Annotated in this window: 17 protein-coding genes; 10 read left to right on the top strand and 7 right to left on the bottom strand. The window is 38.1% G+C overall.

Annotation, left to right across the window (positions count from 1 at the left end; genetic code table 11):
• Positions 1-24 precede the first annotated feature (24 nt).
• Positions 25-1,116, bottom strand: a complete 1,092-nt coding sequence (locus ACFQ39_RS03235) for a fatty acid desaturase family protein (protein ID WP_377176396.1) — start codon at positions 1,114-1,116, stop codon at positions 25-27.
• A 132-nt stretch (positions 1,117-1,248) separates the two neighbouring features.
• Between ACFQ39_RS03235 and rsmG the strand changes: the two genes are divergently transcribed.
• A complete protein-coding gene (gene rsmG / locus ACFQ39_RS03230; protein WP_377176394.1) occupies positions 1,249-1,881 on the top strand; it encodes a 16S rRNA (guanine(527)-N(7))-methyltransferase RsmG in 633 nt (210 codons plus the stop codon).
• Between the two features lie 65 nt (positions 1,882-1,946).
• Here rsmG and ACFQ39_RS03225 read toward each other — a convergent pair whose 3' ends face one another.
• Together ACFQ39_RS03225 and pruA are read right to left on the bottom strand one after the other, a co-directional pair.
• The gene (locus tag ACFQ39_RS03225; protein WP_377176392.1) at positions 1,947-2,138 is read right to left on the bottom strand and encodes a cold-shock protein; all 192 of its coding nucleotides are present in this window, start codon (positions 2,136-2,138) and stop codon (positions 1,947-1,949) included.
• Between the two features lie 141 nt (positions 2,139-2,279).
• Positions 2,280-3,914: an L-glutamate gamma-semialdehyde dehydrogenase gene (pruA, locus tag ACFQ39_RS03220; RefSeq protein WP_377176390.1), complete on the bottom strand. Its 1,635-nt coding sequence runs from the start codon at positions 3,912-3,914 to the stop codon at positions 2,280-2,282.
• A 134-nt stretch (positions 3,915-4,048) separates the two neighbouring features.
• Between pruA and ACFQ39_RS03215 the strand changes: the two genes are divergently transcribed.
• Positions 4,049-4,744, top strand: coding sequence for an NRDE family protein (locus ACFQ39_RS03215; protein ID WP_377176388.1), 696 nt, complete (start codon positions 4,049-4,051; stop codon positions 4,742-4,744).
• Here the strand turns inward: ACFQ39_RS03215 and ACFQ39_RS03210 are convergent.
• From ACFQ39_RS03210 to ACFQ39_RS03200, 3 genes are read right to left on the bottom strand one after another with little or no spacing between them, the layout of a single operon-like run.
• Positions 4,728-6,131, bottom strand: a complete 1,404-nt coding sequence (locus tag ACFQ39_RS03210) for a DUF3667 domain-containing protein (protein WP_377176386.1) — start codon at positions 6,129-6,131, stop codon at positions 4,728-4,730. The two genes, ACFQ39_RS03215 and ACFQ39_RS03210, sit on opposite strands and share 17 nt — an antisense overlap.
• A 54-nt stretch (positions 6,132-6,185) precedes the next feature.
• Entirely contained in the window at positions 6,186-6,572 is a 387-nt protein-coding gene (gene apaG / locus ACFQ39_RS03205; RefSeq protein WP_377176384.1) for a Co2+/Mg2+ efflux protein ApaG, read from the bottom strand.
• Positions 6,573-6,628: 56 nt separating this feature from the next.
• Positions 6,629-7,090, bottom strand: coding sequence for an RrF2 family transcriptional regulator (locus ACFQ39_RS03200; protein ID WP_377176382.1), 462 nt, complete (start codon positions 7,088-7,090; stop codon positions 6,629-6,631).
• Between the two features lie 82 nt (positions 7,091-7,172).
• Here ACFQ39_RS03200 and ACFQ39_RS03195 point away from each other — a divergent pair, with 82 nt between their 5' ends.
• The 8 genes from ACFQ39_RS03195 to ACFQ39_RS03160 all read left to right on the top strand — a co-directional run bounded on the left by ACFQ39_RS03195 (position 7,173) and on the right by ACFQ39_RS03160 (position 14,112).
• Positions 7,173-7,745: a fasciclin domain-containing protein gene (locus tag ACFQ39_RS03195; protein ID WP_377176380.1), complete on the top strand. Its 573-nt coding sequence runs from the start codon at positions 7,173-7,175 to the stop codon at positions 7,743-7,745.
• 28 nt (positions 7,746-7,773) lie between these two features.
• Positions 7,774-8,229 (top strand): c-type cytochrome, encoded by a 456-nt coding sequence (locus tag ACFQ39_RS03190; protein WP_377176378.1) that lies wholly within the window; start codon positions 7,774-7,776, stop codon positions 8,227-8,229.
• 24 nt (positions 8,230-8,253) lie between these two features.
• Positions 8,254-10,224 carry a Sec-dependent nitrous-oxide reductase gene (nosZ, locus tag ACFQ39_RS03185; RefSeq protein ID WP_377176376.1) on the top strand — a complete coding sequence of 657 codons (1,971 nt, stop codon included), beginning with the start codon at positions 8,254-8,256 and terminating at the stop codon, positions 10,222-10,224.
• 100 nt (positions 10,225-10,324) lie between these two features.
• The gene (locus tag ACFQ39_RS03180) at positions 10,325-10,924 is read left to right on the top strand and encodes a hypothetical protein (RefSeq protein WP_377176374.1); all 600 of its coding nucleotides are present in this window, start codon (positions 10,325-10,327) and stop codon (positions 10,922-10,924) included.
• 43 nt (positions 10,925-10,967) lie between these two features.
• Positions 10,968-11,405 (top strand): nitrous oxide reductase accessory protein NosL, encoded by a 438-nt coding sequence (locus ACFQ39_RS03175; RefSeq protein ID WP_377176373.1) that lies wholly within the window; start codon positions 10,968-10,970, stop codon positions 11,403-11,405.
• Positions 11,392-12,633 carry a nitrous oxide reductase family maturation protein NosD gene (locus ACFQ39_RS03170; RefSeq protein WP_377176371.1) on the top strand — a complete coding sequence of 414 codons (1,242 nt, stop codon included), beginning with the start codon at positions 11,392-11,394 and terminating at the stop codon, positions 12,631-12,633. Before ACFQ39_RS03175 ends, ACFQ39_RS03170 begins: the two co-directional genes overlap by 14 nt.
• The gene (locus ACFQ39_RS03165) at positions 12,630-13,337 is read left to right on the top strand and encodes an ABC transporter ATP-binding protein (protein WP_377176369.1); all 708 of its coding nucleotides are present in this window, start codon (positions 12,630-12,632) and stop codon (positions 13,335-13,337) included. The genes ACFQ39_RS03170 and ACFQ39_RS03165 overlap by 4 nt, the downstream gene beginning before the upstream one ends.
• A complete protein-coding gene (locus tag ACFQ39_RS03160) occupies positions 13,330-14,112 on the top strand; it encodes an ABC transporter permease (RefSeq protein WP_377176367.1) in 783 nt (260 codons plus the stop codon). The genes ACFQ39_RS03165 and ACFQ39_RS03160 overlap by 8 nt, the downstream gene beginning before the upstream one ends.
• Here the strand turns inward: ACFQ39_RS03160 and ACFQ39_RS03155 are convergent.
• On the bottom strand, positions 14,109-15,179 hold the full coding sequence (locus tag ACFQ39_RS03155; RefSeq protein WP_377176365.1) for a c-type cytochrome: 1,071 nt from the start codon (positions 15,177-15,179) through the stop codon (positions 14,109-14,111). The two genes, ACFQ39_RS03160 and ACFQ39_RS03155, sit on opposite strands and share 4 nt — an antisense overlap.
• Positions 15,180-15,185 lie beyond the last annotated feature (6 nt).

The following is a 15,185-nucleotide window of genomic DNA, read 5'->3' as shown; positions in this document are numbered from 1 at the left end:
ATATGAATTATAGAAAAAAAGTGATTATGCAAGCTCGTGTTGGTGGCCCAAATAGTTTAATTGCCTGAAATGTTGTACAAAAGCTTCAACCATGGTCTTGTACTCATTGTAAGGCAGGTTAAATTCATTCGCCGTATTTCTGACAATTTCAGATAATTTCTTGTAGTGAATATGAGAAATATGTGGAAAAATATGGTGTTCCACCTGATGGTTTAATCCACCGGTATAAAAATTGACAAGCTTATTGTTGATCGCAAAATTAGAAGTGGTAAACAATTGGTGAATGGCCCAGGTATGTTCCATGTTACCGTTTTCATCGGGCAAAGGCATATCTGTATTGGGCATCACATGTGCGAGTTGGAAGATCACGCTCAAGATCATTCCTGCGGTGTAATGCATCACCACAAAACCTATCACGATCTGCCACCAGGCCAGATCGGTAAATATAAGGGGTAAACCAATCCATATAAAATAATAGATGATCTTTGAGATGATCAAAGTTGTCCATTGCTTCGCAGGGCTAGGCAACTTACCAAAAGAAAGTTTTCTTTTCAGATACTTGCGCGTTTGTTTAAAATCTGTGGTAATGGCCCAGTTTAAACTCAATAATCCGTACAAAAAGAGCGAATAGTATTTTTGAAAACGGTGCACTTTTAATTGTTTGGCGTGTTCTGAAAACCGAATGATCCTACCCGCTTCAATATCTTCGTCGTAACCTTGAATGTTGGTATAGGTGTGGTGTAAGACATTGTGCTGTACCTGCCAGTTATACACATTTCCCGCCAGAATATACATACTGCCGCCCATCACTTTATTTATCCAGGTCTTGTCTGAAAACGATTCGTGGTTGGCGTCGTGCATCACATTCATCCCCACACCGGCCATGCCAATTCCGGCGATCACAGCTAAAATTAATTGTAGCCAACCCGGCATATCCACGGTTAGAATTAGAATAAAGGGTAATAAGTAAATGGTGAACATCAGTGCAGCTTTTGAATAAAGCTTCCAATTACCTGTTTTTTTTATGCCTTGATCTTTAAAATAGTTGTTTACTCGTTTGTTAAGGGTTCTGAAAAAATTCGATTTATCCCTTGTCATAAATTTAATCTCCTTCATTAAATACTTACTTAAATTAAAAAAAATGTAGTCTTTGGTCGCAAAGTTAGGAGTTTTTTTAAAGTTTAATTAAAAATTTTTCACAAATTGTTAAATGAAATTCGTTGTATTTTTGTGGCAGAAATAATGAGCATGAAAGAAATCAACAAATACTTCGATTTACTGAGCCAAAGGCAGATAGAACAATTTGAGCAATTAGAGGGTTTGTATCGGGATTGGAATCAAAAGATCAATGTGATCTCCAGAAAAGATATGGACGAATTGTATGAAAGACACGTGCTACACTCTTTGGGCATAGCGAAGGTCCAGCCTTTTTTGGCGGGCTCAAAAATTTTAGACATAGGCACTGGTGGCGGGTTTCCGGGTATCCCTTTGGCTATTCTGTTCCCTGAAACAGAATTTTTACTGGTAGATTCTATCGGTAAAAAAATAACGGTGGTACAAGAAGTGGCGCAGGCCCTGGGCTTAAAAAATGTAAAAGCGGTTCAAATGAGGGCAGAACAAGTAAAAGGAGAGTTTGATTTTATTGTCAGCAGAGCCGTGACCAAGATGGATGATTTTACGAAATGGACAAAAAACAAGATCAGGAAAAAATCCTTACACGAATTAAGCAATGGTATTCTTTATTTAAAAGGGGGAGACCTGAGCGAAGAACTTCAACATTTTCCCAAAGCAAAAGTATTTGCCCTTTCCGATTATTTTGACGAGGCCTTTTTTGAAACAAAAAAAGTGGTGCATTTGCCGCTTAAATATAAGCCGGCTTAGATTTCAAACAAAAATAAGCCCGCAATGTGCGGGCTTTCAATCTTAAAAAAATTAAAGAATAAATACTAAATTCTCTTTACATTTATCGCGTTTAATCCTTTTTTACCTTCTTTAAGGTCGAATTCTACATTGTCTCCTTCTTTTACACGATCAGATAGACCTGATATGTGTACGAAGTACTCTTTAGATGATTCGTCCTCGATAATGAATCCGAATCCTTTCGACTCATTGAAAAATTTTACAGTTCCTGTACTCATTGTATTGTGATATAAATTATAATAGGGGCAAAGATAAGTAATATTTGATTGGGAATTACATTCATCGGCTAATTTTTGCTAAAAGGCCCTGAAATTCTGTAATTTAACAATCACTTAACAATTGCTCTCCTCCTTACATTTTTACACTTCTAAAAACGGATAACGGTAATTGGTTGGTGGAACAAAATTTTCTTTGATGGTTCTGTTAGAGATCCAACGCAACAAATTCCAAACAGAACCTGCTTTGTCATTTGTTCCCGATCCTCTTGCACCGCCAAAGGGCTGTTGACCTACCACGGCACCAGTAGGTTTGTCGTTGATGTAAAAATTACCCGCCGAATTTTCTAAAGCGTCTGTGGCATAGTCGATCACATACCTGTCCTGACTAAAAATAGCTCCTGTTAATGCATAGATCGAGGTTTGATCCATGATTTCAAGAATTTCTTTCCAATCTTTATCTTCATATACATACACCGTTAAAACCGGTCCGAATAATTCGGTACACATAGTTTCATATTTTGGGGTTTTTGCCAATATAACGGTAGGTTCTATAAAGTAACCTTTAGATCCATCGTAATTTCCTCCGATGATCACTTCCGCATCTTTGTCCTTTTTGGCCTGGTCGATATAACCGCATAATTTGTCGAATGCTCTTTTATCGATGACAGCGTTTACAAAGTTCTCAGGGTTTTCCGGACTTCCCATTTTGATCGATTTTAAATCGGCCTCCATAAATTTTCTCACATCTGCCCATTTGCTTTTTGGGATATAGGCGCGAGAAGCGGCAGAACATTTTTGTCCTTGAAACTCAAAAGCCCCTCTAGTTAAAGCCGTTGCTACTGCTTTGGCATCTGCAGTATGGTGCATCCACACAAAATCTTTTCCTCCGGTTTCTCCTACAATTCTGGGATAACTTCTGTACAAGCCTTTTTTGATATTGTTGCCAATGGTTTCCCAAAAGCTATTAAATACAGGGGTTGAACCGGTAAAGTGGATACCCGAAAAATCTTTGTGGTTCATCACTATATCTGTAATCATCGAAGATTTTCCTGTGACCATATTGATCACACCCGGAGGTACACCTGCTTCCATAAAGATTTCCATGATCACCTGGGCAGAGTACACCTGGGTTTCTGCCGGTTTCCAAACCACTACGTTACCCATCATGGCCGGAGCAGCAGGTAAGTTTGCGGCAATAGAGGTAAAGTTAAACGGCGTGACGGCATAGACAAAACCTTCGAGCGGTCTGTACTGCATGCGGTTCCAGATCCCTTCCACAGAAATAGGTTGGTCTGCGTAGATCTGCGACATAAATTCTACGTTGAACCTGAAAAAATCTGCCAATTCGCAAACGGCATCAATTTCGGTCTGCATCATATTCTTAGATTGCGCCAACATGGTGGCTGCATTCATTCTGTCTCTATAGGGGCCAACCAGAAGGTCGGCTGCTTTTAAGAAAATGGCAGCTCTGGATTCCCAGGGCATTTTTGCCCATTTTTTTCTGGCTTCCAAAGCCGTATCAATGGCTTTTTCGATATGTTTTTTATCGGCTTTATGAAAAACGCCCAATTCATGCTGGTGGTCGTGGGGTGGATGCATACTCACCGTATCGCCTGTTTTGATCTGTTCGGAACCGATATACAGGGGTATATCTGCTTTTTCGTTATACATTTTTTTGTACATCGCCAGCAAACTTTCTCTTTCCTTACTTCCTTTTCCGTACGCCAACACGGGCTCGTTTACTGCCTTGGGTACTTTATAAAATCCTGTGGCCATTTCTTTTTTTATTTGATGGTTAAACTATATTTTTGAGACATCAAATGTACGATTTTTGCACGGTTTAAGTAGTGCTTTTTAGCACTTAAAAGGCTTGAAAGGTTTGCGTAAATTGGCAGTCAGAACTTTAGACTATGTGTACTGTTACCTATGTTCCCTTTGAAAATGGCGATTTTATCCTCACTTCCAGTCGTGATGTGCCCTATAGCCGAAAACCTGCTGATGCACCAAAAACAGAAATGCAAGAGGGGATAGCGGTGCATTTTCCGAAAGATGGTGAAGCGGGAGGTTCTTGGATAGGCTATAGCAGCCGGGAAAGATTGATCTGTTTGCTCAACGGTGGATTTCAGGATCATGTGGCTCAAGAAAAATACAGAAAAAGCAGAGGACATGTAGTGATCGAGCTGTTAAAAGTGGAGGATATCAATCTAGGATTGAAGGAAATTGATCTCCTAGATATCGAACCGTTTACTTTGGTGATCGTGGAATGGGATTTTAAATTGTTTGCTTTCGAATTTGTTTGGGATGGTGAACAAAAGCATTTCAGGATTTTACCCCAAAAACCCGCCATTTGGTCATCTTCTACACTTTATACTGATGAGGTAAAAGCAAAAAGAGAAAAGTGGTTCAAAGATTGGCGAAAAGGCAATACGTTGAATCGGGAAAATTTACTCAGCTTTCATCGCACAGCAGGGGAGGGTAATCCGGAAAGTGATGTATTGATGTCAAGAAAAGGGGGAGGAACGGTCAGTATTACCTCTGTAGAAAAAAGTGATAATGCCATAGACATGCAGTATATCCCTATCGATGAGGTCAGATCAAAAAAGTAATGAATGAAATGATCACAAAACCAATGATGCTTAGCGCGATAAAAAATGTATTCAACAATAAGAATTTGACCAAAGTTTTAAACCAACCCTGCCCATAAAATTTCTTTAGCGCGAGGTATAAATACATTGGGAACAAGGTGGTGATCATCAGCGCTGTAGTAGAAAAATCAGTTAATTGATCGATCACAATTGTGAGCGTGAACAGGATAAAAAACACCGTTTGTACGTGAAAGACAAAAACCAAATGTTCTGTGTAATTATATGGGCTTCTGATATACAAAAGTGCCATCACCAAGGTGAAAATGGGCAGTAAAAAGAAAAGAGCTACAGAGATTTTGGAAATGATCTCCCCTAAATAATTTTTACCAAATGCCTCGGGGTCATCTTTTAATTGATTTACCTTTTTCGCTTTGGTATAATAAAATATATTCCAGTAAGAATTCTCATAACCCATTTCTTTTAGAGCCAAGGGAGCTTCAAGATCAGGGTGTTCCTTATCATACTCCATGAGCTCATTTAATTTTGAAAAAGTACTTTCACCCAATAAGGCTTTGAGCACAGAATTTTCCGTAGACAAGGTGTATTTTTCCGGAATTTTATAATCAATTTGTTTTTGCTCTAAAATCCCCTGGGCATATTCAACCGAAAAACTTTTTAATTCATTCAGTCTGGCTAATTCTCCTACTTCTTCAATTTTAATGTTGTCGCTATCTGATAAAAGTTTACCGTAGTAGTCGAGATGCGGTCCAAAAATGGTATCGAAAATGGAATCCTGTTGGGCAAGTTTTATATCAGGGTCTTTTAATTGATGCAGGGTGATGCTGTCTTGAAAAACAGAGTCTAGGTATTTACTGATCAATGTTTTGTAATAACTGTGAAGGCTGTCACCTTGCTTGCTGATAGAATCTACGAATTGGGGGATATCCACATTCTCGATACCGGTCAGATTTTTTGGCAGATCTACTTTTTTAATATTTTCAAGGACAGGCTGAACCGAATCCAGGACTATTGTCGACTTATCATTGATCACGCGTGCCTCTTTGATCTCTTTAAAGGTTTTGAACAATCCGAGTAGTAAAAAGAACACAATGGTGACATGAAAATACAGTTGGAAGGGATTTACGTAGCTCATCCTTTTTCCTTGCACATATTCTCTGGTTACTTTTCCCGGCTTAAAAAGCAAGGGGTAAACAGTTTTCCAAAGTCGGTTATCAAAATTGAAAAAACCCGATAAATATTGAGAAAAGTATTGTTTTAAACTAATTTTACTCGTGTCGTTTACCTGTCCGCATTGGTGACAAAAATTATCGTCTAACTGCAGGGGTGAGTTGCAATTGAGGCAATGATCGCCCCTTTTATTGTGTTCGAATCGAGTTGAAGATTTCATTGATTTTGGTTAGCCTAAAGATACACATAAAACCGAAGCTTCAAAATGCGTTTCTCAATTCAAAATAGCAGCAGCCATGAGTTGAAAAGTAGGGATATGTACCCTGAATTTTTTGGTCGTAGCAAAATTGATCATATTGTAATAGCCAGACATAGAACCTATGGGGGAGGTTAAAAAGCAATTTGAGGTATACGTGTGTAACTGTTTGGGAGATAAGATAGGTTTTTGACCCACAACGCCTTCGCCCTCTACAACTTCTTTGCTGTTTAAGGAGTCATAGATATCCCAATGTCGACTTAACAACTGGACAGTGTCATTGCTTTGATTTTCTATTTGAATGGTGTAGCTAAAAACAAAATACATGGTACTATTCTCAAAATGAGTTCCTTGGAAATTCGTGGAGATTGAAATCTTAATACCTTTTGTGACTTGCTGAACCATGTAAACATGCGTAATTTGGTTCTGCAAATATACGAAATATTCCTTTAAGCCAGCGTTTACATCCCTTTGTCCAGATATGGGAAATCAGCAAAAGTTTTGGTTTGAAAGTGATCTCTGATCGTATTTCTAAAGTTCACCACCAAATGATGAACCGCACATGGATTTTTATCGTTGCACACCGGTAGGCCCAAAAAACATTTTTCGAAAACCCCCGGTCCATCAATACAATTGACAATATCGATTAAAGTTCTTGTCATGTTCTCATCTTTGAGAAAGAAACCGCCACCAGGTCCTTTTGCAGAGCTGATTACATTTCCACGACTCAGTTTTTGAAGGATTTTTGCTAAAAAAGGAGCAGGTATATCCAAATGTTCCGCCATTTCTTTTGAGCCTACATGTTTATTTAAATGGCTCAAATCCACCAAATAAGCCACAGCTCTGATCCCGTATTTACATTCATTCGATAACATATGGCGAAAATAAAAGATAAAAAGACCCTTTAATATGATAAAAGTCATTAATTATCTATTCTTACTCATTTACATTTGTAACTTAAATCACATTAAAACTATATAACGCAATAAAAATAGAACAAAAATTATGAAAACAAGGAATTTTATTTGGGTGGTACTTCTTTTATTAGGGCTATTATCTTGTCAGAAAAAGGAAGCTGCCAAAGAAGAAAGTGGAGCAGCTGCGACTGAAATCAGCGAGCATAAAGGTCAGGCTGCCGTTCAAGACAATGTTTCTGAGGCAAATGCGCTTCAGGTGGCCAAGTCTCTTGATGATTTTAAAACCTTGGTAGCAGCCGTAGAGGCAGCTGGAGTACAAGATGCCCTTGTCAATGCCGGGCCATTGACCGTATTTGCACCTGTAAACGGCGCTTTTGATAAGTTACCTGAAGGAACAGTACAGGAGTTGTTAAAGCCTGAAAACAAAGCAAAACTAGCCTACATTTTAACCAATCATGTGGCGCCTGCCAATTATCCTGATACTCAATTAAAGAAAGAAGCGAGCAAAGGAAGAAAATTGTATATGGCATCCGGTCAATACCTTGTTGTAGAAGATAAAGAAGATGGTATCTACGTAGGTGGAACTAAAATTTTGAAAACAGTAAATGTGAGTAATGGTTGGATACACGTCATCGATAATGTATTGGTGCCAGCCGAATGAGATACAAAATAAATTAAAGAATAAAACTATGTTAAAAAAAATGATTTTTACGGCAACCTTTGCCTTTTTTATGTTGAGTTGTGGAGGGGAGAAAAAGGAAAATGCCGAAAGTGCTGAGCCCAAAGCAGCAGAGACACCTAAAGCGATTGATCCAAAAGAAGACAAAGGCGTGGGTCCTATTACAAGTCTGAGTTTAGGAGAGATAGACCCTACATTGGCTGCTACAGGAGAAGAGTTGTTTAAAAACAAATGTACAGCTTGCCATAAAATAGAGAAACGATTTGTGGGACCTGCCTTAAAAGGGATCACAGAAAAAAGAACGCCGGAATGGATCATGAACATGATCTTGGTTCCTGAAAAAATGGTGGCAGAAAACGAAGCGGCCAAACAATTATTGGCAGAATATTTATCGCCAATGGCCAATCAGAGTCTTACCGAAGAGGAAGCCAGAGCTATCTTAGAATATTTTAGAACCCAGAAATAATAAACAACCAGAAACTTAAATACAATGAAAACAATAATTAGATTTTTCGCACTTATCCTCAGCACTTCTGTCATATTCACCAGTTGTGCACCTACAGGGAATGAGGGAAGTAAAAATGGTGCACTCACAGGCAATGCCGCAGAAAAAGTTTATGTGGCACCCGGTGAACACGATGAATTTTACGCATTTATTTCAGGAGGTTTTAGCGGTCAATTGGCTGTCTATGGCTTGCCTTCGGGAAGACTCTTTAAAGTAATTCCTGTTTTTTCTGTCGATGCAGAAAAAGCTTATGGATTTAACGAAGAGACAAAACCTATGTTGAACACTTCTCATGGTTTTATTCCTTGGGATGACTCTCACCATCCTGATATTTCTCAAACAGCAGGCGAATTAGACGGTAGGTTTGTATTTATCAATGGAAACAATACACCGCGTATTGCAAAAATTGATTTGACCACTTTTGAAACAACAGAAATTATCGAAATTCCAAACTCAGCAGGTAACCACAGTTCTTCTTTTGTTACCGAGAACACCGAGTATGTTGTTGCCGGAACACGTTTTTCTGTGCCATATCCACAACGCGATATGCCAATTTCAGAATACAAAGGAAACTTTAAAGGAGCCTTAACATTTATATCTGTTGAGCCAGAACACGGTCATATGGACATCGCTTTCCAAATTATGATGCCAGGTTTTAACTACGACTTATCTCATCCAGGTAGAGGTTCTTCTCATGGTTGGTTTTTCTTCACTACATACAATACCGAAGAGGCCAACTCATTGTTAGAAGTAAATGCTTCTCAGAACGACAAGGATTTTATTGCAGCAATCAACTGGAAAATGGTTGAGGAGTATGTGAAAAACGGAGGAGGAACAAAAGCGCCTGCCAATTATGCACATAATGTATACAACGAAGACACCCATACAGCAACTTCAACCATGAAAAAGGAAGTTGTGGTGGTTGATCCAACAGAAGTACCGGGTGCGGTTTATTTTATGCCAACCCCAAAATCACCCCATGGTTGTGACGTAGATCCAAGTGGAGAATATATTATTGGAAGTGGAAAATTGGCAGCAGAGATCACAGCGCACTCATTTAGCAAAATGATCAAAGCCATAGAAGAAAAGAATTTTGATGGTGAGGCTTACGGAATTCCAATTTTGAGTTATGAAGCTACCTTGGCAGGTTCTGTAAAACAAGCAGGTTTAGGCCCTCTTCATACAGAATTTGACGGACAAGGGAATGCCTATACTACCTTCTTTATTTCTTCTGAAGTAGTGAAATGGAAATTAGGAACTTGGGAAGTTGTGGATAGAAAACCAACTTATTACTCGGTGGGTCACTTGATGATCCCCGGTGGAAATTCCAGAAAACCATTTGGAAAATATGTGGTTGCGATGAATAAAATTACCAAAGACAGATATTTGCCAACTGGTCCGGAAGTAACACAATCTGCACAGCTGTATGACATTACCGGCGAAAAAATGGAATTGTTACTCGATTTCCCAACTGTTGGAGAACCACATTATGCCGCAGGGATCGCTGCTGATATCGTGGCTAAGAATTCCAGAAAAATATTCAAACTAGAAGAAAATAAGCACGAATACGCTATTTCTAATGAAGGGGAAGCAAAAGTGGTAAGAAACGGAAACGAAGTACATATTTATATGTCGATGATACGTTCGCATTTTGCACCAGATAATATCGAAGGTGTTCAGGTGGGAGATAAAGTGTATTTCCATGTCACCAATTTAGAACAAGATTATGATGTGCCTCATGGTATTTCAATGATCGGGGCAAATACCTCAGAATTATTGATCATGCCAGGACAAACAGAAACTTTTGTTTGGGAGCCAAAACAAGTTGGTGTGTGGCCATTTTATTGTACAGATTTCTGTTCTGCACTTCACCAGGAAATGCAAGGTTACGTGCGCGTATCTCCAAAAGGATCTAGTGTGCCGATTACCTATACGTTAGATGGAGATGAGCTTTAAAATGAATTACCGTAGTACATAGTTTTATATTTAGTATGTTTTGTAGAAACGGGCAGAATCTCCATGGCGATATTCTGTCCGTTTTTTAAGCCAAATCAAGATGAAAAAATCAAAAATTTTAATGATCATCGGCTCATTGTTATTGCTGAGCTTGTTTGTATTTCCTTTGTGGAATATTACCCTAGAAGCTCCTCAATACCCTATTCCGTTGGGAATGGATATTCATATCAATAAGTTTACAGATTACCATGAACACGACATCAAGAACATCAATTTGATGAACCATTATGTGGGAATGAAATATATACCGGAAACAATACCTGAGTTTAAAATATTTCCCATAGTGATCATCGCAATGGTTATTTTGGGTGTGGCCATTGGTTTTTCAGGAAAATATAAATTGTATTTGTTTTGGTTTATTCTGATGAGCGTACTCTGCATAGCAGGGATGTACGATTTTTATTTGTGGGAGTACGATTATGGCCACGATCTAGATCCGAAAGCCATTATGCAGTTTAAAAATCCGGATGGATCTCCAATGGGATTTCAGCCACCCCTATTTGGGTCTAAAGACATTCTTAATTTTAGAGCGCATTCTTATCCAAAAGCGGGCGGCTACCTCATGTTTGTTGGCATTTCACTTACTTTTATTGCCTTTTTGGTAGGGAAAAAAGAGGCTTCAAAAAAATCAGAATCTTAGATTAGATAAAATTTCATTAATTTATCCCGAAAACGGAAAAAACATGAAAAGCAAAAATTTTCTTGGCCTGGCTATTTGTTGCCTTATGTTGAGTTGTTCTGTAAAACCGGAACCGATAGAATTTGGAAAAGAATCATGCCATTTTTGTAAAATGACCATTGTAGATGAGCAGCACGCGGCACAAATGGTATCTAAAAAAGGCAAACAGTTTAAATATGATGCGATAGAGTGTATGTTGAACGATTTGAGTGAATCAAAAAATAGTGATGAGATGGCCATTTTTTTGGTGAGTAGTTATGGAGAAAGTAACCTAACTGACGCTCAAAAAGCGACGTATCTGATCAGTAAAGAAATTAAAAGCCCCATGGGCGCTTTCCTTTCCGCTTTTCAATCAAAAGAAATGGCAGATAAAACCTTGACTGAAGTAGATGGCCAATTGTATACCTGGCAAGAAATAAGAGAAAAATATGGCATTGAATAAATATTTCTTCCTCTCTTTTTTTAGTTCTCTTTTTTTTCAGATTTGTATAGCCCAACAAATTGAGGTGTGCGCAGCTTGTGAGGTAAAATCTATTCACGAAGCTGTGGATCTTGCAGAAGAGGGAGGTAGCATTCTTATCCGAGCAGGACTTTATAAAGAACACGATATTACCATTCAAAAAACGCTCACGATTCATGGAGAAGAAAACGCTGTCGTAGACGGCGAAGATGCCGGTACGATCTTTCATATCAGTGCAGACCATTTTACCATGGAGAATCTAACCATTATCAATGTTGGAAAAAGCTATACGAAAGATTTTGCTGCCATACTTTTGTCAAAATCTGAACATTTTGTGCTCAGAAATATTACCCTAAAGAATATATTTTTTGGAATGCTGATAGAAAAATCCAATCATGGAATGATAGAGTACAATACCATCATTAGCGATGCCAAAGATCAAGCGGGTAGTGGCAATGGTATTCATTTGTGGCATTGCGATGATGTTCAGGTAAACAATAATAGCGTTACCGGTGTGAGAGATGGTATCTATTTTGAATTTGTATCGAATAGCAAAGTATTTCAAAACAATAGCTTCGAGAATTTGAGATATGGCTTACACTTTATGTTTTCGAATAATGACAGTTATTACGATAATACCTTTTCAAAAAATGGCGCGGGCGTGGCGGTGATGTTTTCTAAATTCATCCATATGGAGAATAATGTTTTTATCGAAAATTGGGGTAGTGCTTCTTATGGTTTGCTCTTAAAAGAAATATATGACACAGAAATCATCCATAACCGATTTGAGCAAAACACGATGGGTGTAAGCGTAGATGGTTCTACCCGTGTAAATTTTAAAGAAAATACTTTTATCAGAAATGGCTGGGCTGTGAATGTGATTGGAGCTTGCTATGAGAACAAGTTTTACAAGAACAATTTTATGCACAATTCTTTTGACCTTTCTTATAACGGAAAACTTAATTCGAATGAGTTCGATCAAAATTATTGGAGCGATTATACAGGATACGATTTAGATGAAAATGGGATTGGAGATGTACCCTACAGACCCGTTAAATTGTTTTCTTACATCGTCAACAGATCTCCGGAAACTATTGTTTTATTGCGAAGTTTGTTTGTTGATCTGATCAATTTTTCTGAAAAAGTTTCGCCTGTTTTTACCCCGGATAATTTAATTGACGAGAACCCTTTAATGAAAGCGAATAAATGATTGAAATAAAAAATTTATGTAAAAGATTTGGGAAACTAAAAGTCTTGGATCAATTGGATCTATCCATCCATCAAGGAGGGATTTTTGCGGTATTGGGTCCGAATGGATCAGGTAAAACCACCCTGATCAAATGTATTTTAGGCATGGTAATTCCCAATGCTGGAGAGATTTCTATCAAAGATGAGTCTGTTCTAAAGAAATGGGCTTATAGAAATGAGATCGATTATTTGCCGCAAATTGCCAATTTTCCTGCCAATCTTACCGTGATCGAATTGATCGAAATGGTTAAAAATTTAAGACCAAAACCAGCCAATGAGAAAGAATTGATACAGTTGTTTGAGCTTGAATCTTATCTTGAAAAAAAACTTGGTAACCTTTCGGGCGGTACAAAGCAAAAAGTTAATCTGGTACTTACTTTTATGTTTGACAGTGACCTTATCATCCTTGATGAACCAACAAGTGGTTTAGATCCGGTAAGTTTAATTCGATTAAAAAAGTTAATCGATGAAGAAAAGAAGAAGGGTAAAACCATTTTAGTGACCACGCATATTATGAGTTTGGTAGAGGAGATTGCCGATGAAATCGTATTTCTATTAGATGGAAGTATTTATTTCAAAGGCACCGTAAAAGAACTCAAAGAAAAAACAAATCAATCAGATCTAGAGCACGCAATAGCCAATATAATAACGAGAGCAGATGTTTAAAATATTAAAATACAGTTTTTACGATTTGATGCGCAGCAGGTGGAGCTATGTGTATTTTATCTTTTATTTATTGTTGGGTTTTGTCTTACTTTTTTTGAATAATGACCTAGATAAAGCCATCATTACCTTACTCAATATCATCATTGTACTTACACCTTTGATCGGGACCGTTTTTGGCGTGATGTACTATTATAACAGTAAAGAGTTTACTGAGTTGTTGCTCGCACAACCCATCAACAGGAAAAAAATATTTTTGGGTCAATATTTGGGCATTGCTCTCTCGCTTACCTTGAGTTTAGTTCTCGGATTAGGCATCCCTTTTATGTTGTATGGATTGTTTAGATCATCGGCTATTTTTGATTTTTCTCTACTCCTGCTCATAGGTACTTTTCTCAATTTTATTTTTGTGGCTTTGGCATTTAACATCGCTTTGTCTAACGAGAATAAAATCAAAGGGTTCGGCTATGCCATTTTGCTATGGCTCTTTTTGGCGGTTATTTACGACGGATTATTCCTCACTTTTTTGGTGGTCTTCGAAGAGTATCCTTTAGATAAGTTTTCTTTAGGTGCTACCTTATTTAACCCCATAGATTTATCGCGTATTTTGGTGTTGTTGAAATTGGATATTTCTGCACTTTTGGGTTATACAGGAGCCGTTTTTAAGAAATTCTTCGGTACTAATTTTGGCGTTATTTTATCATTGATTTCTTTGGTTGTTTGGGTAGCTTTACCGGTGCTTAGGATGAATGGAAAGCTCAAGAAAAAGGATTTTTAATTTTCGATTTCTTTTATTTCGCCTGCATTGATGGGGTACCCTGCATTGATCCAACCAAAAAATCCTTCATTGATAACAGCGGTATTTTTGTATCCTTTTTTTCTCAACATATCAATAACCGTATCTGAAGCAGCATGTGGACAAGCGCAATAGGCAATGATCCAAGTATCTTTATCTGTCAGACCTTTGTCTACGTCTTTTTCTGTAACATAATAAGGTATTGGCACTGCTCCCGGAATATGGGCATTGTGCCATTCCGAGGTGGTGCGGGTGTCTAAAAGGATCATTTTGTCTTTGTTTTTAATCGCTTCCATGACCTCTTTAATAGGTGCATACCTGCCCTCGATCAAGTTAAAGTTAGGATCTTTTCCTTGCGGGTTCAGTACGTATTGCTTAGGTGTAGGATAGGGCGCTAATTTTTTGGGTTCCTTACTCCATCCGCCAGCCAAACTTCTGATGTATGCAGTGATATCATTGGTTTCTTTTTCTGTTAAGATTTCTTTAAAACCAATCATTTTAGTATCATCTCTGCCATTTACGATGGCATATTTGATATATTCATCTGTAGCAAAGGCTAAAAAGGCGGCATTAGATAATGCAGGAGCTGTAATTCCTTCTCCCTTTTTACCATGACATTTGATGCATTCCTGCGCGTAGAGGTTGGCACCATTCCATAGGTCGCCTGCAATAGGTCCATCACCTAAATCAATTGTTTCAGCATCTGATTCGTATTTAAGCCAGCTCGCCAAAGTAAAAATTTCTTTCATGTCTAAGGGACCTCCATAATCTTTGATATAGGCAGCCATAGCGGTATTAGGACGGCCAAAGGCTATCGAACTCGCGAGAAAGTTTAGGGTCATGGTCGACATCAACGAGTTCGAACTCAAAGAGGGTGCATAATCCGCAGCATTTCCTTTTCTGTTTTTTCCGTGACACAAGGCACAATATTTTTGATAATTGCGAGTAGCTGATTCTATGTCGCTTTTTGTAAGTGGGGCATTTCTGATTTGTCCTAGAGCGAAATGGAAAGTGAAAAATAGAAGGATACAAGTTAAAATGCGTATCATGGTTAA

It is taken from the genome of Namhaeicola litoreus (assembly GCF_042679565.1).
Classification (GTDB): Bacteria; Bacteroidota; Bacteroidia; order Flavobacteriales; family Flavobacteriaceae; genus Namhaeicola; species Namhaeicola litoreus.
Note: the sequence above shows the minus strand (reverse complement) of the source record. Positions and strands in the feature narration are given on the sequence as shown.

Excerpts from the sequence above, each read along its gene's own strand:
- ACFQ39_RS03235 (WP_377176396.1), bottom strand. The coding sequence starts at position 1,116 with ATGAAGGAGATTAAATTTATGACAAGGGATAAATCGAATTTTTTCAGA.
- ACFQ39_RS03175 (WP_377176373.1), top strand. The coding sequence starts at position 10,968 with ATGAAAAGCAAAAATTTTCTTGGCCTGGCTATTTGTTGCCTTATGTTG.
- pruA (WP_377176390.1), bottom strand. The coding sequence starts at position 3,914 with ATGGCCACAGGATTTTATAAAGTACCCAAGGCAGTAAACGAGCCCGTG.
- ACFQ39_RS03195 (WP_377176380.1), top strand. The coding sequence starts at position 7,173 with ATGAAAACAAGGAATTTTATTTGGGTGGTACTTCTTTTATTAGGGCTA.
- ACFQ39_RS03165 (WP_377176369.1), top strand. The coding sequence starts at position 12,630 with ATGATTGAAATAAAAAATTTATGTAAAAGATTTGGGAAACTAAAAGTC.
- ACFQ39_RS03200 (WP_377176382.1), bottom strand. The coding sequence starts at position 7,090 with ATGACTTTTATCATATTAAAGGGTCTTTTTATCTTTTATTTTCGCCAT.
- ACFQ39_RS03215 (WP_377176388.1), top strand. The coding sequence starts at position 4,049 with ATGTGTACTGTTACCTATGTTCCCTTTGAAAATGGCGATTTTATCCTC.
- ACFQ39_RS03180 (WP_377176374.1), top strand. The coding sequence starts at position 10,325 with ATGAAAAAATCAAAAATTTTAATGATCATCGGCTCATTGTTATTGCTG.
- apaG (WP_377176384.1), bottom strand. The coding sequence starts at position 6,572 with ATGGTTCAGCAAGTCACAAAAGGTATTAAGATTTCAATCTCCACGAAT.
- ACFQ39_RS03210 (WP_377176386.1), bottom strand. The coding sequence starts at position 6,131 with ATGAAATCTTCAACTCGATTCGAACACAATAAAAGGGGCGATCATTGC.
- ACFQ39_RS03155 (WP_377176365.1), bottom strand. The coding sequence starts at position 15,179 with ATGATACGCATTTTAACTTGTATCCTTCTATTTTTCACTTTCCATTTC.
- rsmG (WP_377176394.1), top strand. The coding sequence starts at position 1,249 with ATGAAAGAAATCAACAAATACTTCGATTTACTGAGCCAAAGGCAGATA.
- ACFQ39_RS03170 (WP_377176371.1), top strand. The coding sequence starts at position 11,392 with ATGGCATTGAATAAATATTTCTTCCTCTCTTTTTTTAGTTCTCTTTTT.
- ACFQ39_RS03225 (WP_377176392.1), bottom strand. The coding sequence starts at position 2,138 with ATGAGTACAGGAACTGTAAAATTTTTCAATGAGTCGAAAGGATTCGGA.
- nosZ (WP_377176376.1), top strand. The coding sequence starts at position 8,254 with ATGAAAACAATAATTAGATTTTTCGCACTTATCCTCAGCACTTCTGTC.
- ACFQ39_RS03190 (WP_377176378.1), top strand. The coding sequence starts at position 7,774 with ATGTTAAAAAAAATGATTTTTACGGCAACCTTTGCCTTTTTTATGTTG.
- ACFQ39_RS03160 (WP_377176367.1), top strand. The coding sequence starts at position 13,330 with ATGTTTAAAATATTAAAATACAGTTTTTACGATTTGATGCGCAGCAGG.